General features: G+C 66.1%; 15 protein-coding genes and 1 tRNA gene. 5 read left to right on the plus strand and 11 right to left on the minus strand.

Going from position 1 to position 20,245, the window contains the following annotated elements:
- Positions 1-29: 29 nt before the first annotated feature.
- From E8M01_RS13235 to E8M01_RS13260, 6 genes are all read right to left on the minus strand, one after another.
- A complete protein-coding gene (locus E8M01_RS13235; protein WP_136960547.1) occupies positions 30-818 on the minus strand; it encodes an enoyl-CoA hydratase/isomerase family protein in 789 nt (262 codons plus the stop codon).
- A gap of 11 nt (positions 819-829) precedes the next feature.
- Entirely contained in the window at positions 830-2,827 is a 1,998-nt protein-coding gene (locus E8M01_RS13240; RefSeq protein WP_281287845.1) for an acetyl/propionyl/methylcrotonyl-CoA carboxylase subunit alpha, read from the minus strand.
- The gene (locus E8M01_RS13245; RefSeq protein ID WP_136960548.1) at positions 2,824-4,446 is read right to left on the minus strand and encodes an acyl-CoA carboxylase subunit beta; all 1,623 of its coding nucleotides are present in this window, start codon (positions 4,444-4,446) and stop codon (positions 2,824-2,826) included. The genes E8M01_RS13240 and E8M01_RS13245 overlap by 4 nt, the downstream gene beginning before the upstream one ends.
- A gap of 94 nt (positions 4,447-4,540) precedes the next feature.
- Positions 4,541-5,206: a glutathione S-transferase family protein gene (locus E8M01_RS13250; protein ID WP_136960549.1), complete on the minus strand. Its 666-nt coding sequence runs from the start codon at positions 5,204-5,206 to the stop codon at positions 4,541-4,543.
- A gap of 15 nt (positions 5,207-5,221) precedes the next feature.
- On the minus strand, positions 5,222-6,385 hold the full coding sequence (locus E8M01_RS13255; protein WP_136960550.1) for an acyl-CoA dehydrogenase family protein: 1,164 nt from the start codon (positions 6,383-6,385) through the stop codon (positions 5,222-5,224).
- A 70-nt stretch (positions 6,386-6,455) separates the two neighbouring features.
- Positions 6,456-7,268 (minus strand): AraC family transcriptional regulator, encoded by an 813-nt coding sequence (locus E8M01_RS13260; protein ID WP_136960551.1) that lies wholly within the window; start codon positions 7,266-7,268, stop codon positions 6,456-6,458.
- Between the two features lie 270 nt (positions 7,269-7,538).
- Here E8M01_RS13260 and E8M01_RS13265 point away from each other — a divergent pair, with 270 nt between their 5' ends.
- On the plus strand, positions 7,539-8,627 hold the full coding sequence (locus E8M01_RS13265; protein ID WP_136960552.1) for a TRAP transporter substrate-binding protein: 1,089 nt from the start codon (positions 7,539-7,541) through the stop codon (positions 8,625-8,627).
- Positions 8,628-8,830: 203 nt separating this feature from the next.
- Here the strand turns inward: E8M01_RS13265 and E8M01_RS13270 are convergent, their stop codons facing one another.
- Together E8M01_RS13270 and E8M01_RS13275 are read right to left on the minus strand one after the other, a co-directional pair.
- The gene (locus tag E8M01_RS13270) at positions 8,831-9,988 is read right to left on the minus strand and encodes a DegT/DnrJ/EryC1/StrS family aminotransferase (RefSeq protein WP_215908884.1); all 1,158 of its coding nucleotides are present in this window, start codon (positions 9,986-9,988) and stop codon (positions 8,831-8,833) included.
- Complete coding sequence (locus E8M01_RS13275) at positions 9,985-10,722, minus strand: acetyltransferase (RefSeq protein ID WP_425467722.1); 738 nt, start codon at positions 10,720-10,722, stop codon at positions 9,985-9,987. Before E8M01_RS13275 ends, E8M01_RS13270 begins: the two co-directional genes overlap by 4 nt.
- A 193-nt stretch (positions 10,723-10,915) precedes the next feature.
- Here E8M01_RS13275 and E8M01_RS13280 point away from each other — a divergent pair, with 193 nt between their 5' ends.
- Positions 10,916-12,523: a glycosyltransferase gene (locus tag E8M01_RS13280; RefSeq protein ID WP_246088715.1), complete on the plus strand. Its 1,608-nt coding sequence runs from the start codon at positions 10,916-10,918 to the stop codon at positions 12,521-12,523.
- Positions 12,524-12,572: 49 nt separating this feature from the next.
- Here E8M01_RS13280 and E8M01_RS13285 read toward each other — a convergent pair.
- The 3 genes from E8M01_RS13285 to E8M01_RS13295 all read right to left on the minus strand — a co-directional run bounded on the left by E8M01_RS13285 (position 12,573) and on the right by E8M01_RS13295 (position 14,018).
- Positions 12,573-12,648: transfer RNA gene (locus E8M01_RS13285), tRNA-His, on the minus strand.
- Positions 12,649-12,888: 240 nt separating this feature from the next.
- A complete protein-coding gene (locus E8M01_RS13290; RefSeq protein WP_136960554.1) occupies positions 12,889-13,407 on the minus strand; it encodes a phasin in 519 nt (172 codons plus the stop codon).
- A 224-nt stretch (positions 13,408-13,631) separates the two neighbouring features.
- Positions 13,632-14,018, minus strand: coding sequence for a phasin (locus E8M01_RS13295; RefSeq protein WP_136960555.1), 387 nt, complete (start codon positions 14,016-14,018; stop codon positions 13,632-13,634).
- Positions 14,019-14,287: 269 nt separating this feature from the next.
- On the opposite strand from E8M01_RS13295, the gene E8M01_RS13300 reads away from it, so the two are divergent.
- The 3 genes from E8M01_RS13300 to E8M01_RS13310 all read left to right on the plus strand — a co-directional run bounded on the left by E8M01_RS13300 (position 14,288) and on the right by E8M01_RS13310 (position 20,229).
- Positions 14,288-17,902, plus strand: a complete 3,615-nt coding sequence (locus E8M01_RS13300; RefSeq protein ID WP_246088716.1) for a histidine kinase dimerization/phospho-acceptor domain-containing protein — start codon at positions 14,288-14,290, stop codon at positions 17,900-17,902.
- Between the two features lie 108 nt (positions 17,903-18,010).
- Entirely contained in the window at positions 18,011-19,048 is a 1,038-nt protein-coding gene (trpS, locus tag E8M01_RS13305; protein ID WP_136960556.1) for a tryptophan--tRNA ligase, read from the plus strand.
- A gap of 146 nt (positions 19,049-19,194) precedes the next feature.
- Positions 19,195-20,229, plus strand: coding sequence for an amino acid ABC transporter substrate-binding protein (locus tag E8M01_RS13310; protein ID WP_136960557.1), 1,035 nt, complete (start codon positions 19,195-19,197; stop codon positions 20,227-20,229).
- Positions 20,230-20,245 lie beyond the last annotated feature (16 nt).

Below are 20,245 nucleotides of genomic sequence, written 5' to 3' on the forward strand. Positions count from 1 at the left end.
CGGCGTCTTGTGTAAATCGGCTAGATGGGTCACCGGCCGGTCCAGTTCGGCTTGCGCTTTTCGGCAAAGGCGGCGATGCCCTCCTTGGCGTCTTCGGTGGCCGCGGTCAGCGCGATCTGCGCTTCGGTATAGGCAATGGCCTCGTCGAACGACATGGCGGCAATGGCGCGCATGGCATATTTGCCGCGCCGGATGGCGGTCGGCGACTTGTCGACGACCCGGGCGATCAGCCAGTCCAGCTTGGCATCCAGCCCGGCCGCCGGCGCGACATGGTTGATCAGTCCCGCGGCCTTGGCCTCATGGGCATCGAAGGGTTCGCCGGTCAGGCACCATTCATGGACCAGCCGGCGCGGCACGATCCGCTGCAGCAGGCTCAGCACCTGCATGGGGAACACGCCGACCTTCACCTCCGGCAGGCCGAAGATCGCGCTCTCGGCCGCCACCGCCATGTCGGTCATGCACAAAAGCCCCATGCCGCCAGCCATGCAGACGCCGTTGACCCGCGCGATCGACGGCTTGGTGGCGTTCTGCGAGAGCCTCAGGAGATCGGCATAATCGCTGTTCGGCTTGGCCAGGTCCTGGAAGAAGCCTTTGCCGAGCTGCAGGTCGGCGCCGGCGCAAAACGCCTTGTCGCCGGCGCCGGTCAGCACGATGACCCGGATATCCGGGTCGCCATGGGCCTCGGCATAACCGCGGGCAATGCCGGCGACGACCTCGCCGTTCATGGCGTTGCGCTTGTCCGGCCGGTTGATGGTGATCCACAGCGCCTGGCCGCGCTTGTCGATGAGGACGGTGTCGGATGCCGGGGTTTCGGACATCGGGATCCCTTTCAGGCGGCGGCCGCTTCGATCCTGGCGATCAGGCGATGGGTGGTCACCTGCTCGCCGGCGGCCACGCCGATATCGGTGATGGTGCCGGCGACCGGCGCGGTGTGGACATGTTCCATCTTCATCGCCTCCAGCGTGACGATCGGCTGGCCGGCCGCGACCTGGTCGCCGGCCGCCACATGCACGGCGACGATCCGGCCGTTCATGGCCGCCAGCAGGCGGCCGTCGCTGTCGTCGGCCCCGGCGATTTCGGCGACCGCCCGGGTCAGGTCGCGGATGGCGACGGCGTCGGCGCCCTGCTGAAGGAACAGCGCGGCGCCGGCGCGCGCGAAGACCAGCGTGTCGGCGACGCCGTCATGGCTGAACCGCAGCGCATTCGGCCCGATGCCGTCGACCTGGATGCGCCGGTCCTGGCCGTCGAACTGGATGCGGTGGCTGCCGTCGCGATCCCGGTAGATGCCGACCTCGGCTTTCACGCCGTCGATCTCGACCAGCATGGGAACCGGCAGGGGCGGCCCGAGATGGCGGGTCGTGCCGCGATGGGCGGGTGCGGTGTCGGTGACATAGAAGAGCAGGGCCGCGAGCACCGGCGCGGGCAGGCCCTGGCCGGGCCCCGGCTTCAAGGTTTCGCCGTGCTCGGCGACAAAACCGGTGGTCGCTTGACCGGCGGCGAAGGCCGGGTGATCGAGCACGCGCGCCAGGAAGCCTTGATTGGTCGGGATGCCCAGGACCGCGGCCCGCGTCAACCCGGCGATCAGCTTGCGCCGGGCCTCGTCGCGCGTCGCACCATGGGCGATCACCTTGGCGATCATCGAATCGTAGAAGGGCGGGATCTCGGTGCCGGAGCCGACCGCGGTTTCGACCCGCAATTCCCCGGGCATCGCCCAATAGGCGATGCTGCCGGACTGCGGCATGAAGTCGTGGGCCGGATCCTCGGCGCAGAGCCTGACCTCGATGGCATGGCCGGCGAGGCCGATCGCCTGCTGGCCGAGCGGCAAGGGTTCGCCGGCCGCGACCCGCAGCTGCCATTCGACCAGGTCGAGCCCGGTGATCAGTTCGGTGACCGGGTGCTCGACCTGCAGGCGGGTGTTCATTTCCATGAAATAGAAGGCGCCGTCCGGCTCCAGCAGGAATTCCAGCGTGCCGGCCCCCTCGTAGCCGAGCGCCTTGACCGCCTTGACGGCGGTCGCCCCCATGCGCGCGCGCAAATCCGCCGAAACCACCGGCGAGGGCGCTTCCTCGACCAGTTTCTGATGGCGCCGCTGCACCGAGCAGTCGCGCTCGCCGAGATGCACCGCGCCGCCATGGCGGTCGCCGAAGACCTGGATTTCGATATGGCGCGGATCGATGATCGCCCGTTCCAGGATGACGGTTGGGTCGCCGAAAGCGTTCTCGGCTTCGGACCGGGCGCTGCGGAGCAGATCGGTGAACCGCGCGGCATCCGGCACCAGGCGCATGCCGCGCCCGCCACCACCGGCCACCGCCTTGATCATGACCGGGAAGCCGATCCTGGCGGCCTCTTCGGCGAGCCTCGCCTCGCCCTGGTCGGCGCCCTGATAGCCGGGCACCACGGGCACGCCGGCACCCGCCATGATTGTCTTGGCGCCGGCCTTGTTGCCCATGGCATCGATGGCCTCGGGCGACGGGCCAATGAAGACCAGGCCGGCGGCGCGGCAGGCCCGGGCGAAATCGGCATTCTCGGCCAGGAATCCGTAGCCTGGATGGACCGCGTCGGCGCCGGAGGCCTTGGCCGCGGCGATGATCCGGTCGATCGCCAGGTAGGACTGGCTCGGCAGGGCCTCGCCGATATGGACGGCGCGGTCGGCCGCGTGCACGTGTTGCGCCCCCGCATCGGCGGAAGAATAGACCGCCACCACGCCATGGCCCATCCGGCGCGCCGTGCGCATGATGCGCAGCGCGATCTCGCCCCGGTTGGCGATTAGGACCGAGGTGAAGGGGGTCGCGGCTGTCATCGTCGCGGCATTGGCTTTTGTCGTCATGGCCGGGCCACCGAGAACTGCATGGCCACCGGCTGGCGCCGGTCCGCCTCGCGGCAGATGGCCAGCGCCTCGGCCAGCACCGCGCGGGTGTCGCGCGGGTCGATCACACCGTCGTCGAGCAGCTTGGCGCTGGTGGTGAAGACATCCATCTGTCGCTCGAACAGGCTGATGATGTCGCCTTTCAGCCGGGTCACCTGCTCTTCGTCCACCGGTTTGCCGCGCCTGGCGGCGGCGGCTTTGGTGACGATCGCCATGGTCTCGGCGGCTTGTTCGCCGCCCATCACGGCGGTCCGGGCATTCGGCCAGGAGAAGCAGAAGCGGGGATGGAAACCGCGCCCGCACATGCCGTAATTGCCGGCGCCATAAGAGGCGCCGCAATAGAGCGTGATCTGCGGCACGGTGGCGCTGGTCACCGCCTGGATCATCTTGGCGCCGTGCTTGATCATGCCGGCCTCCTCATAGGCCCGCCCGACCATGTAGCCGGTGGTGTTGTTCAGGTAGAGGATCGGTGTTTTCGACTGGCAGCAGGCCTGGATGAAATGGGTCGCCTTGTTGGCGCCGGCGGGATCCAGCGGCGCATTGTTGGTGATGATGCCGACCGGATGACCCTCGATCGCCGCATGGCCGCAGACCGTGCCGGGCCCGTAATTCTCGCCGAAGGCCAGGAAGTCGGAACCGTCGACGATGCGGGCGATCACCTCGCGCATGTCGACCGGCCGCTTGCCGTCCATCGGCATGATGCCGATCAGCTCCTCGGCGTCATAGCGCGGCGGTTCATAGGAGGGCTGGGCGGGCAGCGCGATATCCTTGTCCCAGCCGAGCCCGGCCATGATGCCGCGGGCGAGCCTGAGCGCGTCGCGATCGTCCTCGGCCAGGTAGTCGCCGAGGCCCGAAATGGTGGTGTGCATCTCGGCGCCGCCGAGTTCTTCTTCCGTGGCGATCTCGCCGGTCGCGGCCTTCAGCAAGGGCGGACCGGCCAGGAAGGCGCGGGTGCGGCCGCGCACCATGACGATATAGTCCGACAGGCCGGTCTGATAGGCGCCGCCGGCGGTCGACGAACCATGGGTGACGGTGACCACGGGCAGGCCGGCGGCCGACAGCCGCGCCAGGTTGCGGAAGATATTGCCGCCGCGGATGAAGTCCTCGACCCGGTAGCGCATCAGGTTGGCGCCGGCGCTTTCGACCAGCTGCAGGTAGGGCAGCTTGTTTTCGAGCGCCAGTTCCTGCACGCGCAATTGCTTGTCGAGGCCCATCGGCTGCAGCGCGCCGGCATCGATGCCGGAATCGCTGGCGCTGATCATGCAGCGCACGCCCGAGACGAAACCGATGCCGGCAATGACGCCGCCGCCGGGAACGCTCTTGTCCGCATCCGGCACGTCCATCATGTAGCCGGCAAGCGTCGACAGTTCGAGGAAAGGCGAGCCCGGATCGAGCACCAGCGCGATACGCTCGCGCGGCAAGAGCTGGCCACGTTCGTGGAAGCGGGCCTTCGCGGCGGCCGAAGCGGAGCGGGCGCGCGCTTCCAGAAGGCGCACCCGTTCGATCAGCGCCAGCATGCCGTCGCGATGGCCGCGAAAGGTCTCGCCGCCGGTCGACAACATGGTTTCGATGACGGCCATCGGCAGGCAACCCTTGAACGATCGGGCCGGCAAATGGCCCAGGTTCAAGACTGACGCCGGCCCGGACGGCCGTCTTGTGTCGAGTCGCTGCTGGCTATCCGGCCTTCTTGGTCGGATCCTGTCCGATACCGTCGCGCCGCGCGGTTTCCTCCTGGGCGGCCAGCGCCCGCAGAAAGGCCCGCCGCGCGGCGAGACGCTGCCAATAGGCTTGCGTTGCCGGCACGAACTCTCTGGCCAGCCCGAGATTGTTGGCGAGCATCAAGGCATAACCGACCGACACGTCGGCCGCGGTGAACCGTCCGGCGCACAGGGTCTCCTGCGCGGCGACCACGGCATCGACGGCGCGCAGCCGGCCGAGGAACCAGCGCGAATAGTCCTCGACCACCTGGGGGCTTCGCCGTTCCGGCGGCTCCAGCCTGGAATAGCGCAGCACCAGGGCTTGCGGAAAAGTCAGCGTCGCCTCGCCGAAATGCAGCCAGTTGAGATAGGCGCCGTAGTCGGCCTCCTCGGGCGCCACGGTGAGCGGGGTTGGACCATATTTGATGCCGAGATAGTGGCAGATGCCGGCCGACTCGGTCATCCGCGTCTCGCCATCGATCAGATAGGGGATGGTGCCCAGCGGATTGATCGCCAGATAGTCCTTGGCGAACATGCGCGGCGGAAACGGCAACATCTTCAGGTCATAGGCAAGGCCCAGCTCCTCCAGCATCCACAGGGGGCGGAACGAGCGGGCGCTGGCGCAGTGGTAAAGCGTGATCATGAGGCAGCTGGCTTCTCAGGTTTTGTTGGTCTGGCCCGGCAAGGTGCCCATCATCTTGCACAGGACGGAGAGCATGACCTCGTCGGCGCCGGCGCCGATCGAGGCGAGCCGGCCGTCGCGATAGGCCCGGCTGACCGGGGTTTCGTTCATGAAGCCCATGCCGCCCCAATATTGCAGCAGCGCGTCGCTGAGCTCGCGGTTGAGCCGGCCGGCCTTCAGCTTGGCCATGGTGGCGAGCCGGGTGACATCGTCGCCCTTCAGGTAGAGCGCTGCGGCACGATAGACCAGCGAACGCAGCAGCTCGACTTCGGTCTGCAGCTCGGCGATGCGGAAATGCACGACCTGATTGTCCAGGATCGACTGCCCGAAGGCCGAGCGCTGGCGGGTATAGTCGATGGTCGCCTCGATCAGGAACTCGTTCGCCTTGAGGCTGGCCGCCGCCCCCCACAGGCGCTCCTCCTGGAACTGCAGCATCTGATAGGTGAAGCCCTTGCCCTCTTCGCCGATGCGGTTGCGTTTCGGCACCCGCACATTGTCGAAAAAGATCTGCGCGGTATCGGACGAATGCATGCCCATCTTGTCGAGCTTGCGGGCGATTTCGACGCCTTTGGTCTTCATCGGCACGCAGATCAGCGACTTGTTGCGATGGACCTGGCCGTCGCTGGTATTGGCGAGCAGGCAGATCCAGTCGGCCTGGGTGCCGTTGGTGATCCACATCTTGCCGCCATTGATGACATAGTCGTCGCCGTCGGAGCGGGCCTGGGTCTTGATCGAGGCGACGTCGGAACCGGCGCTCGGCTCGGAGACGCCGATACAGGCGACAAAGTCGCCGCTGATCGAGGGCGCCAGGAATTCGCGGCGCAGCGCGTCCGAGCCGAAGCGCGCCAGCGCCGGGGTCGCCATGTCGGTCTGCACGCCGATCGCCATGGGCACGCCGCCGCAACGGATCGCGCCGAGCTCCTCGGCCATCAGCAGCGCGAAGGAATAGTCCAGGCCCTGGCCGCCATATTCGACCGGCTTGTTGAGGCCGAGAAAACCGAGCGCGCCGAGCTTCCTGAACAGCTCGTGCGCGGGGAAGATGCCGGCCTTTTCCCATTCATCGACATGCGGATTGATTTCGCTGGCGATGAATTTCTGCAGGCTGCGCCGGACCTCTTCGTGTTCTGCCGTATCGAGCATGGCCTGTCCCTTGAGATGACGATCCGGGCCAGCTTGCCGTTAACGTCAGCCCCCGGCTTGCGTCCAGTGGTCACGCCGGATCACCGCGCCTGGCCTGGGCGGCGGCCGGGCTCCGGAAAATGTCCAGTTCGCGCGACCCGGAAAAGATCGCGCGCGGCTTCAATCCGTAGAAGCGCCGGATCGAATGACTGAAATGGGTCGAGTCGGGATAACCGATATCCAGTGCGAGATGCGCCATGTTGATCGCCTCATTGGCGAAATTCAGCAGATGGCGGGCACGCTTCCAGGCGCGCAGCGCCCTGAACGGCACGTCGGTCTCCTGCTTGAACAGGTGCAGGAAGCGCGACACCGAGAGGTTGGCGGCCGACGCGCAGGTGCTCGCCGGCAGGATGCTGCCCGGCTGAGCACGCATTTCGTCGAGCACGCGGGCGATGCGCGGGTCGAACCGGCGTCGCGCCAGCGGTGCGCCGAACACCTCGGCGTCGAACTCGGCGGTAATGATCTCGTGCTTGTGCGCCGTTTCGAAGAACACCCGGTAGGCGGATCGGATCCGCGCCGCCAGCACCAGCTGGCACATGGCGTCGCTGGTCCTGGCGAGGTGGTCGAGAGCGGCCCGGTCGACCGTCTCCGGCTCGACCAGCACGCAGGCGACCGCCGGAAATTCGCTGGTCATGCTGTGCACGGTATTGGGCGGCACCAGGGCTGCCTCGACGGTGCGTGTCGCCTGACCCTCGATGGTCAGGTCCAGGCTGCCGCGCATGGAGGCATAAAACAGCAGTGCCCCCGAGGTCCTCTTGCGCGGTCGCCCGAGCAGCCCGGCATAAAACACCCGGTCAGGGCCGTAGAGCATGAACCGTTCCGAGCACGGCTTGCCGCCACTCATGCACGTCCTCCCATCTGCTGTCTTTTTGTTATCCGTCGACTATAGGCTTTCCGCGCGCCCCTGCCAGTCCGGCGAACGGCCGCGGCACGACCGTCTGGATGTGACCAGCGATCATCCAGTTTCAGATAGGTTTCCGGCGCATAGCTAATTTTATCAAATCAAGAACCAGAACCGCGCGCTGGGCCTTGATTTGGGCCTGGATCGAATGATCTATGGCGCGACCGGCGTTCGCACAGCAGTCCGCCGACCAGTCTTCCAGGAGGAATGCCGATGAAACGCCGCCACTTTATCGCCGCCACGGGGGCTGGCCTTGCCGCCACCGCGGTCGCCGCGCCCGCGCTTGCCCAGTCTGCTCCCGAGATCAAGTGGCGCATGACGTCCAGCTTCCCGAAGTCGCTCGACACCATCTATGGCGGTGCGGAGAACGTCGCCAAGCAGGTCGCCGAGATGACCGACAACAAGTTCCAGATCCAGGTTTTCGCCGCCGGCGAAATCGTCCCGGGTCTGCAGGCGGCCGATGCGGTGAGCAATGGCTCGGTCGAGTCCTGCCATACCTGTTCCTATTATTATGTCGGCAAGGATCCGACCTTTGCCATCGGCACCTCGGTGCCGTTCGGCCTGAACGCCCGCCAGCAGAACGCCTGGCTGTCCCAGGGCGGCGGCGCCGAGCTCTTCAACGAGTTCTACAAGAAGTATAATTTCCACGCGATCCAGACCGGCAATACCGGTGCCCAGATGGGCGGCTGGTTCCGCAAGGAAATCAAGTCGGTGGCCGATCTCAACGGCTTGAAGATGCGGATTGCCGGCATCACCGGCTCGGTGCTGCAGAAGCTCGGCGTCGTGCCGCAGCAGCTCGCCGGCGGCGACATCTATCCCGCCCTCGAGCGCGGCACGATCGACGGTGCCGAGTGGGTCGGTCCTTATGACGACGAGAAGCTCGGCTTCAACAAGGTCGCTCCGTTCTATTATTATCCCGGCTGGTGGGAAGGCGGCCCGGCGATCCACACCTTCATCAATCTGGAAAAGTGGAACGCCCTGCCGAAGAGCTATCAGGCCGCGCTGAACAATGCCTGCGCCAATGCCACGCTGATCATGCAGGGCAAATACGACCTGCAGAATCCGCAGGCCCTGCGCCGCCTGGTGGCCGCCGGCACCCAGCTGCGTCCGTTCCCGCAAGAGGTCATGGAAGCAAGCTTCAACGCCGCCAATGAGCTCTATGCCGAGATCGGCTCGAAGAACGCCGACTTCAAGAAGATCATCGATGCGATGACCGCCACCCGCAACGACCAGTACCTGTGGTGGCAGGTGGCCGAGTTCACCTATGACGCCTTCATGATCCGCCAGCGCGCGCGCCGCTGACCGGCACGGCCGCCGTCGTTCCGACGGCTCTCAGGTTGAGTTGACGACGGGCCGTATCTTCCGGGATACGGCCCGTTTTCGGTCTCGATCCAGCGTCGCGCCCGGCGAGGCGGGCGTTCGGGATGCCGGCGACCTGGGCCTCGGCCATCGCGCGCTTGCGGGCCGGCTGGTCCCCTCTTCCGGCCGATTTCAACCGGCCCGGCTCAAACCGCGGCGCCGGCGCAGGCCGGAGCGACGGCATTGATGGCGCGCGCCAGGCCGTCGCACACCCGCTCGATATCCTGATCGTTCAGCCGCCCGTGGAACGGCAAGGCCAAAGTCGTCGCGGAGACCCGCTCGGCGATTGGAAACTGGCCCGGCCGATAGCCGTAGTCCCGACGATAGAACGGTTGCAGATGGATCGGCGGAAAGTAGTTGCGCGTCGGAATTCCCTGGGCTGCCATATGCTGGGCGATGTCCTCGCGCGGCAAGCCATCGTCGAGGCGCACAACATAGACAAACCAACTCATTCGGGTGGTGCCGCCGCAGGGCATGATCGGGCGGACGCCGGGAATGCGCTTCAACGCTTCGTGGTATCGGGCAGCGACCGCGCTGCGTTGGCCGAGCAGCGATTCGACTCGCGAAAGCTGAGACACGCCGAGGCCAGCACTCATCTCGTCGAGGCGATAGTTGAAGCCGAGCCGGTCGTGGGTGAGCCAACCGCCCATCTCCGCACGACCCTGGTTGCGCAGGCTCCGCAGCGCCTTCGCCCATTCCGGATCGTCGGTCACGACGACACCACCCTCGCCTGTGGTCATCTGCTTGTTGGGATAGAAGGCAAACACCGCAGCCTGGCCGAAGGTCCCGACTTTTCGGCCCTTATATTCGGAGCCCAGGGCCTCACAGGCATCTTCGACCACGGTCACGGAGTGTCTGGTCGCGATCGCGTTCAACCGATCCATGTCGGCCGGCTGACCAAAGACATGGATGGGTAGGATCGCCCGGGTGCGGGCGGTGATCGCCGCTTCGACCAGGCGCGTGTCGATGTTGAGGCTTTCCTCGTCGATATCAACGAAGACGGGCTTGCCGCGTTCATAAAGGATGCAGTTGGCCGAAGCGACGAAACTGAACGGCGAGGTAATGACCTCGCCTCCATCGTCAACGCCGGCGAGCCGCATGCAGAGGTGGAGGCCGGCCGTTCCATTGGCGACCGCTACGGCGTGGCGAGCACCGACATAGTCGGCAATCAACGCCTCAAATTTCTCGAGATAAGGGCCGATACTCAATTGCCCGCTGCGCAGGATTTCGGTGACCAGCGCGATGTCGTCTTCATTGATGTCGGGACTGGACATCTGCAACGCCGCCGGCTGGGTGCGGTTCATGTCAGTCTCCGCGCGGGAATACCGGCAACCGTAGCACCGTCCGGCACGTCACGCGTAACCACGGCACCGGCTCCGACGATGGACCAGGAACCAATGCGCAAGCCGGGTAAGACCCTGCTGCCCAATCCGAGAAACGCCCCTTCGCCGATCGTGACATTGCCAGCAAGACAGCTGCCTGGGGCGATGTGCGCGTGTGGGCCGATCACACAGTCATGCTCCACGATCGCGCCGGTGTTGATGATGACGTTCATTCCGACGTCCGCGTAGGCATTGACGACAGCGCCCGCCATGATCGCCGTGCCATCCTTGACGCTTGCGCGATCGCTGACGGTGGCCCGCGGATGGATGGCGGATGTCAATCTCGCTCCTGCGGCGGTAACGCGCTGCACTGCTTTACGCCGCGCGTGATTATCGCCAATCGCGAAAATCAAGCGCTCGATGCCGTGCTGCGACCACGCGTCCATGCGGCCGATGACCCGGACTCCCGCAATGACGCGTCCGACCAGCTCTGCTTTATCATCGAGGAAGCCAGCAAGGTCGTCCTTGCCAAGCGTCAGGACCGTGTCAGCCACGACCTTGCCGTGCCCCCCAGCACCAACGATCGCAATTCTCAATGTCCCCTCGATGGTAGTTCCACGCGTGCGGAGCCGTAATGTTCCCGTGAGTCTCTGGTTTAGGTATGGAAAACCAATAGAATCTCCGCTTGTTCGATGCAAGCTGGTGCAAGGAGTCAACGGCGAGTTCTGGCCGGTTGCGATGGCTGCTCATGATCGGTAAAGTTGTGCGTCTGGCTGGATCAAGTTGACTTGGCACCAGTATCTCGCTAGGCGCGCTGCAGGATCAGGGGCCGCTCTTCGTCAAGCGCCAATGAATGCATCAGGTCGCAAGGTACGAGAGCCAGCGCGTGCGCATATCGCGGAGAGGCGAATGCGCGTTTGCCATATCCTTGCGACCACTGAAGGCGCCGTTTGGGCCTTCGAGCAGTTGCGCGACCTTCGGGACCGCTTCGGCTACGATGTGTCGGTCATCCTGAATGGCCGCAAGGGTAAGCTTGTTGACCGCTTCGAAGCCGCCGGTATCCGCGTGCTCGTCGCCGATTTTGAGTTCCTGAATTCATCGGATCTGCTTGCCCTGCCGATGAAGATATGGGCGCTCGCCGGGATATTGCGGCACGAGCGCTTCGATATCGTGCAGACGCATCTTTTCCATTCGATGGTTATCGGTCGCTTGGCCGCGTGGCTCGCCGACGTTCCGGTTCGCCTGTCGATGGTTGCCGGCCCGTTTCATCTGGAGGCCTACACGCCGCGCTGGATCGATGGATCGACGCAATGGATGGAAACGGCGCTGATTCCCTCCTGCGAATTCAGCCGCACGCTCTACAAGTCGATGGGCGTCCGCGATGCGAGGCTCAGGGTCATTTATTACGGACCCGATGACGCGAAATTCGATCCCCGGCACCACACGGCAGCAGAGCTGCGCAACGAATACGGGTGGTCGGCGGACACGCCTCTGATCGGCATGGTCGCATACTTCTATCCAGAACTCGGTGTGAACCGCTGGACGCCGCCGGCCGTGCAGGGGCGGTCCGTCAAATGCCAGGCAGACCTGATCAAGGCCATGCCAGCCATTCTTGAACAGGTTCCGGGCGCGAAGCTCGTTCTGGTTGGCTCGGGATGGGAGGAGGGTGGCCGCGCCTATCTCGCCAAGATGGAAGGGCTGGTTCAGAATCTCGGATTGACCGAGAGTGTGAAGTTCCTCGGATTCCGCGCCGATATTCCAGCCCTGTTGAAGAGCTTCGACGTCGCCGTGCAGGCATCCGCCAGTGAGAACCTCGGCGGGAGCATCGAAGGCCTCCTGATGGAGTGCCCCATGGTGGCGACCCGCTGCGGCGGTTTGGTCGACAGCGTGATCGACGGACAGACGGGCGTTCTGGTCGAACCCGGCGACCCCGCCGACCTTGCCCGCGGCATTCTCGAACTGCTGCGCAAGCCAGAGGCGGCGCGTTCGCTCGGCCGCAACGGCCGGCAGCTGATGCTGGAAAAATTCACGCTCCGCAGGACGGTCGAAGATGAGCACGCGTTGTATCAGTCTTTGGCCAGGTCCGCGCGGCCTGGCTACCGGCTGCATCGCAGCGTCTGGCGCGCCTTTCTCGGCGCGCTTGTTTGTCTGTATCTTGCCTTCCGATACTGGTTCGTCGACCTGCGGCTCTTGCCTGCGCTCGATGCGGGATGGCGGCCTTGGCAATTCCGACGGTTGCGTCGCGCAGCGGCGAGATTGAAGATTGGCATTGCGCGCCGTCTTGCTCCTGCGCGCACCGTCGGGCAGATCGCGGTCCCGATAGAGACAGCCAAATCGCGCTCGGCCAATGAACAGTTCCGATCGGCCGAGGTCGCGCCGGTGGACCCCTTTGCGGGCATGAGAGTTGCTGCCCGCATGAGGCTCTACCGGCTCTACGCGTTCATTGGGCGCCGAAAGCTGGGGTGGGGATTGCGCCGTCGCGCCAAAGAGGTCGCAAAGGCCATCTTCCGCAGATAAGCGAGCAGCCGGTCCTGTCGGGTCGCGGCGGCGTTCGCGCGGGGCTTAATGGTACAGCCGGCTGGTTTCGAACCAGCTACCTCCAGAGCCACAATCTGGCGCTCTACCAAGTGAGCTACGGCTGCCCATGCGGGCGTGACGCGACGCCCGATCAACGCGGACCCTAGTAGTCTGAAGGGCCGGCCTTGGCAAGACGGCCAAGTGTGACGAAAATCACGGAATATCGGTTTTCCCGAATCGAGTTGAAAATCCGGGTCGAAAAAAACCCGGGCGCGAAGCCCGGGCTTGGAGGCTTGACCACGTGCTGCATGACGCGGTCTTGGGAGCAGCGCGGCGCCCGCCGGCAGGCAGGCGCGCCTTGAGAATTACTTGGTCGCGGTCTTGAAGGCCTTCTCGACCTTCTCCTTGACCGGCTCGACGGTGTCGGTGGCAACCTTCTGGGCGATCGCCGAGAGATCCTTGGCCTGGCCCTGGAACGTCTCGAACTGTTTGCGCAGATAGGCCGACTGGAGCTCGATGACCTCGGCAAGCGTCTTCACGCCCATCAGGTCGCGGGCATGATCGAACCCGGCGTTGAGGTTGGCGCGGGCGGCTTCCAGTGCCTTCAGATTGAAGTCCTTCACCCCGGTCGAAGCGGTGGCGTAGGTGTCTTCGAGAAGGTCGGTGGTCTCTTCGGCTGCGGCCTTCAGCTTGGCATAGCCGTCCTTCATCTGGACGACGACCTTGTCGGCGGTCTCGCGCAGCGCGGCCGGGACTTCGATTTTGGACAGGTCGAAAGCGGCGGCGTCGAATTTCGGCATTTCGAACTTGGTCAGGTCGAAGGCCGGGAACGGCGAGGCCGGAACGGTGGTCTCGGTCTTGGTGGTTTTGGCTGCCTGGCTCATGTCGCATTTCCTCTCGGGGAACCGAACATCGAGGCTCCGCGAAGCCTTCCCCCTAGATGAGGCTTCCCCGGGCGAACCGACCCGCAGTTAGACTGCTTGGAGATCGGCGTTGGCCATTCGATAGCCCATTTCATTGTGCAACGCAACATATTCTGCAATGCACAAGACAAAGTCGTTCATTCGGGCACCCGGCCCGCCGCCGATCAGCCTTCTGCCCGTTGGGCTCAAGCCTTGCCGTTGCTGGGTTTTTTCGCGGCCGCGCCGGTCAGCGTCGCACCCAGCTCCTTGGCCTGCGCCTGCATGGCCTGCATCTGGCTCTGGAGGAATTCGGCCTGGATCTGCATCACCTCGACCATATCGGTCGCGCGGACCAGCTTCTGGGCGAAAGCGAAACTTGCCGCCACGTTGGTCTCGGCGATCTCGATGGCCTTGCGGCTGACGTCGCGGGCGCCCGATTGGACGGTCTCGCCGGAGCCTTCCATGGCGGTGACGGTGCGGTGGGCGGCGCCGACGAAGCCATCGAAGGCCTTGCGCGCCTGTTCGACGCTCTTGTCGGCGAACTCGCGCATTTCCAGCGGAATCTCGTAGGCGACCGGTGCCTTGGCGACCATGCGACCCTCCCCGACTCAGCCTGCAGACAGACGCCCCGGCCGAATCATTGCCCAGATCCGGGCAAAGCGGAAGCGGGCCGGTCCTGAGAGTACACAGCGGCGGCGATTGCGGATGCAGCGGCGGCGCCTACATTAACCCTAACGAAGGGTTGAGGACCTGGAATGGCGGGCTGGCGTGGACGGGCGGCGTCGGTTCCGACACTATCTGTCAAGACTTCGTTCATCATGTTGGTGGCGCGACCGCGCGCTGCCTTTGGGGGATCGCCCGGATGACATCCCTGTCGCCCGATGTGTCGACGGTGCTCGCCAACCCGGCGATCTCCGGCCTCATCGCCGAAGCCGGTCCGTGGTGGCTGTGGTCGGCCGATGCGGCGCGGCTGGTCGCCACCAACGGTGCCGGCGCGCGTGCCATGGGCCTGGCCGGCATCGCCACGGCGACCGAACGAAGCTATGCCGCGAGCCATCCGCTGGCCGGCCAGATCGCCCGGCTGGCGCCGAACCTGCCGGCCGACGGCGCGCCGCGCCTGGAACGGCTGCGCCTGTTCGGCCGTTTCGGCTCGGAAAATGCCCTTGCCCAGGCGCGCCTGGTCCGTGCCGGCGAGACGGCCATGGTCGTCGTCACGCTGGTGGCGCCGGCCAAGGGGACGCCGCGCGCCGCCGCCCTGTCCTTCATCCAGGATCTGTCGGCTCCAGCCGCCTTGTTCGACAGCCAGGGCGCGCCGCTCGGCGTCAGCGCGGTTGCCCGGCCTTTCGCCGGGGCCGATCTTAGTGCCCTGATCGGCGCCGAGGCGCCCCAGGTCAAGGCGGCGCTGGCCGACCACGGCCTGGCCCGGCTCGATCTGGTGACCGGCCCCCTGGTGATCGTGGCGCTGCCGGCGGCTGACGCCCTGGTCGCTTTCCTCGGCGCAAGGGAGCGCCAGGAGCCGGAGCCGGGCCTTCGGCTGGTCGCTTCCTCGGCAAGGCCAGAGGCGGCCGTGACCCCGCCCGATGCCATGCCGCGGGTCGGCGAGGCGGTCGAAGCCGCCACGGCGACCGAAGTCGCGCCAGCCGCGAGCGCGGTGCCGCGCGCCACCGCAGTGCCGGCGCAGGTCGCCGAACCGGCCGCCGTGCCGGCACAGGCCGATGCCGCGCTCGAGCCGCCGCAGCGGTTTTCCTGGCGTCTCGATGCCGACAGGCGCTTCGGCGCCATCGATCCGTCCGTCCTTGCGGCGCCGTCCGGCCTGACCCTTGCCGAAGCCGTCGATCGTTTCGATCTCGACCCCGACGGCGCGCTCGCCGCGGCGATTGCCACGGCCAAGCCGTTCAGCGGCATTCCGGCAGCCTGGCCGCTCGGCGAAACACGCCGGCTGTCGGTCACGCTCGCGGCCTTTCCGAGCCTGCGCGACGGCAGCCTCCAGGGCTATTCCGGTTTTGGCCTGGTCACCGGCGAGACGGCGCCGATCGCACCGCCGCCGGTCGAGGCCGGGTCCGAGGAGGCCGCTGCCGTCGACCAAGGCAAGGCCGAAGCGCCGGCCGCCGATGCGGCCGACGTTGCGGCAACCGCCGGCCAGCTTTCCGTCCAGGCCTCGTTAACCGAGCCGACGGTTGAGGCTGTCGTCGCCCCGCTCGAGGCTGCTACCCAGCCGGCCCCCGACGTCGCCGTCCCGGCGACCGAATCGCCTGGTGACGAAACCGCCAATGCCCCCGATGCCAAGCACGACGAGCCGAAGCAGACGGACACCAAAGATGCCGGCACGCCGGCCGCCGCTCCATTCGAAGAGCAGCGCCCGGTGCTCACCGTGCACACCAACCCGCCCAATGTCGTGGCGCTGCGCAGCACGGCCGGGCAGGACATGAAGCGCACCGCGACGCTGTCGCCGGGCGAGCGCAACGCCTTCCGTGAGATTGCCAAGGCGCTGGGCGCCAAGACCGACATGGACGACGGCACCGCCTCGCCGCCGCTGGCGCCGAAAGCGCCTGCCGCCGATCTTGCCGCACCGGCTGCTCCTGCCGCCAAGCTGGTGACTCCCACCGAATCGGCCAGGCCCGAATCGGTCGATCCCGCGCCGGCCAGGCCCGATTTGACCGAGCCCGAATCGGCGACGTTCGAACCGGTTGAGCCCGAGACTGTCGCACCTGTCGCGGAGATTGTGGCCGAACCGATTGCGGCTGAAACCGTCGCGGCCGCGGCCGCGGCCGAGACCGAAGCCGAGACCAATGCCCCGGCCCAGGCCGAACTGGTGACGCCGGCCATAACCGATGCGCCGTCGATCACGCCGCCGCGGACCTTTGTCGACGCCGGAACGCCGTTCGGTCCGCTGCCGAGCGCTTTTGGCGCCACGCCTGGCGCTGCCCCCCGGCCCGCACCGCCCTCCGGGCCCGCCACGCCCCAGCCGCCAGCGCCACCGGCGCTGCCGATCGCGGCCGACGCCGATACCCGTGCGCTGCTCGACCGGGTGCCGCTCGGCCTGCTCGTCCATCGTGGCAATTCGGTGCTGCTCGCCAATCGCACGCTGCTCGACTGGACCGGTTATGCGAGCGAAGCCGCCCTCGAAGCGGCCGGCGGCGTCGCCCGTGTCTTCGCCACCCAGCCGAACCAGGATCAGCTCGGCTCCGACACGGCGATCGCGATTACCGCCGCCGACGGCTCGGTCGTGCCGGTCGAGGCACGGCTGTCGAAATTCCCCTGGGCCGGCGATCAGGCCTTCCTGTTCACGCTCACCCGGGTCGACGCCGCGGCGGCGCCTGACGGCGAAGCCGAGACCGCGACGCTCACCGAATTGCGCGGGCGACTGGAGGAGGTCGAGCAGATCCTCGACACCGCCACCGACGGCATCGTGATCCTGGCGCCGGACGGCGCCATCGAGAGCATGAACCGTTCGGCGGAAGCCCTGTTCGGTTATGAATCGGCCGATCTGAAAGGCCGCAGCTTCACCACGCTGTTCGCGCCCGAGAGCCATCGGTCGGCGATCGACTATTGCGACGGCCTGCTCGCCAATGGCGTTGCCAGCGTGCTCAACGACGGCCGCCAGATCATCGGCCGCTTCAAGCAGGGCGGCCTGATCCCGCTCTACATGACCATGGGCCGCACCGGCCCGCGCGCCCGGCCGAAGCTCGCCGCCGTGTTCCGCGACATGACACAATGGAAGAAGGCGGAAGAAGATCTGGTCGCCGCCCGGCGCCAGGCCGAGCAGGCCTCGTCGCAAAAATCCGACTTCCTGGCCAAGATCAGCCATGAAATCCGCACGCCGCTCAACGCCATTATCGGTTTTTCCGAAGTGATGATGGAAGAGCGCTTCGGGCCGATCGGCAACGAGCGCTACCGCGACTATCTCAAGGATATCCACGCGTCCGGCGGCCATGTCCTGTCGCTGATCAACGATCTCCTGGATCTGTCCAAGATCGAGGCCGGCAAGCTCGAACTGTCGTTCACCAGTGTCGATCTCAATGACGTCGTCCAGTCGACGGTGGCGATCATGCAGCCGCAGGCCAACCGCGAGCGGGTGATCATCCGCTCCTCGCTGATGGGCAAGCTGCCCAATGTCGTGGCGGATGCCCGGTCGCTGCGCCAGATCGCGCTGAACCTGTTGTCGAATTCGGTCAAGTTCACCCCGGCCGGCGGCCAGATCATCGTCTCCACCGCGCTGTCGGATGCCGGCGAGGCCGTGTTGCGCGTGCGCGATACCGGGGTCGGCATGACCGATACCGAGCTGCAGGCGGCGATGGAGCCGTTCCGCCAGGTCGCGACCTCCAATCCGCAGAGCGTCAAGGGCACCGGTCTCGGCTTGCCGCTGACCAAGGCCCTGGTGGAAGCGAACCGGGCAAGCTTCGGCATCTCGTCGACGCCCAATCAGGGCACGCTCGTCGAAGTGGTGTTCCCGGCGACCCGCGTGCTGGCGGAATAGCGCCCGCGCGGCCTCACGCAAAACCTTGAAACGGCGCGCCTCCCATGCGAGGAAGCGCGCCACCTTATCGGCGCCGATGCGCGCCGTCCTTCAAGGGAATCCGCGTCCATGGCGACCTTCAAGCCGCTCGTCTTCTCCGGCATGCAACCATCCGGCGACCTGCACCTCGGGAATTATCTCGGCGCACTGGTCAATTGGGTGCGCATGCAGGAGACGCACGACTGCATCTATTGCGTCGTCGACATGCACGCGATCACGGTGTGGCAGGATCCGGCTGCGCTGAAGAAGGCGATTCGCGAGGTGACCGCCGCCTATATCGCCGCCGGCATCGACCCCAAGCGCTCCATCCTGTTCAACCAGAGCCAGGTGCACGAGCACGCCGAGCTTGCCTGGGTGTTCAATTGCGTCGCGCGCATGGGCTGGATGAGCCGCATGACGCAGTTCAAGGAGAAGGCCGGCAAGGACCGCGAGAACGTCTCGCTCGGCCTGTTCGCCTATCCGAGCCTGATGGCGGCCGACATCCTGGTCTATCGGGCGACCCACGTGCCGGTGGGCGAGGACCAGAAGCAGCATCTGGAACTGACCCGCGACATCGCCATCAAGTTCAACAATGATTTTGGCCCGCGCATCGCCGAACTCGGGCTTGGCGATGGCTTCTTCCCGGTCACCGAGCCGGTCATCATGGGGCCGGCGACCCGGGTCATGAGCCTGCGCGACGGCACCAAGAAGATGTCGAAGTCGGACCCGTCCGACTATTCGCGCATCAACCTGACCGATGACGCCGACACGATCTCGCAGAAGATCCGCAAGGCCCGCACCGATCCCGAGCCCTTGCCTTCGGAAGAGAAGGGCCTGGAAGGCCGCGCCGAGGCGGACAATCTGGTCGGTATTTTTGCCGCGCTGTCCAACCGCAGCAAGGCCGACGTGCTGGCTGAATTCGGCGGCGGTCAGTTCTCCGGGTTCAAGGCGGCGCTGGCCGATGTGGCGGTCGCCAAGCTCGCGCCGATCACCGGCGAAATGCAGCGCCTGCTTGCCGATCCCGCCGAGATCGACCGGATCCTGGCCGAGGGTTCGGCGCGGGCCCGCGCCATCGCCGCGCCGGTCATGGCCTCGGTGAAGGATATCCTCGGCTTCGTCCGGTCCTAGCCAGCGGCCCGCTGCCGGCGGCCGACCGGGTCTTGTCCCCGTCCGTCTCGGTCTTGCCTGTTGACTCCAGGCTCGCCGCTCGGAACTGTGGCGCCCAAGAACATCCGCGCGGATTTTCCGGCGCGGAGGGGAATGGGAGCCTATCCATGAAGAGTCTGTTCCGTGGCGCGCTGCTTGCCGCCATCCTGGGCGGAGCCGGCGCGGCGAATGCCCAGCAACTGGCGCCGAGCCCGACGCTCGATGCCATCCGCGCCCGCGGCCATCTCGAATGCGGCGTGCATCTCGGCCTGCCGGGTTTCTCCTTCGCCAATGACAAGGGCGAGTGGTCGGGCCTCGATGTCGATTATTGCCGGGCGCTGGCCGCCGCCGTGCTCGGCGACGCGACCAAGGTTCGTTTCACGCCGACCTCGGTGCAGCAGCGCTGGCCGGTGCTGCAGTCGGGCCAGGTCGATGTCCTGTCGCGCAACACCACCATCACCTATTCGCGCAACGTGACGCTCGGGGTGAACTTCCAGGGCATCAATTTTTATGAAGGCCAGACCTTCATCGTGCGCACCGCTTCGGGCGCCAAGAAACCGTCGGATCTCGAGAACGCCTCGATCTGCGTTGCCGCCGGCTCGACCGAGGAGCGCATGGCGGCCGACTATTTCCGCGAGCGCAATCTCAAGGTCTCGATCATCAACTTCCAGAAGAACGACGACGCCATCGCGGCTTACGACGCCGGCCGTTGCGACAGCTACACCGCCGGCCTCGGCGCGCTGGCTGGCCAGCGCATCAAGCTGAAGAACCCGGCCGAGCACACCATCATGACCGAGACCATCTCGAACGACCCGCAGGGTCCGGTGACCCGCTGGGGCGACGAGCGCTGGCAGGCCATCGTCCGCTGGGTGCTGAACGGCCAGATCGCGGCGGAAAATCTCGGCGTCACCTCTAGAAATGTCGATGACTTCAGGGCCAATTCCAAGAATGCCGAAATCCGTCGCCTGCTCGGCGCCGATGGCGGCTTCGGCGCCATGCTGGGCCTGTCCAACGACTGGCTGTTCAACGCCATCAAGCAGGTCGGCAACTATGCCGAGAGCTATGAGCGCACCGTCGGCAAGGGCTCGCCGCTCGGCCTGGAGCGTGGGCAGAACCAGCTGTGGACCCGCGGCGGCCTGTTGTTCTCGCCGCCGTTCCAATGACCGGATCGCCGGCGGC

Source organism: Phreatobacter stygius, from assembly GCF_005144885.1.
GTDB classification, from domain to species: domain Bacteria; phylum Pseudomonadota; class Alphaproteobacteria; order Rhizobiales; family Phreatobacteraceae; genus Phreatobacter; species Phreatobacter stygius.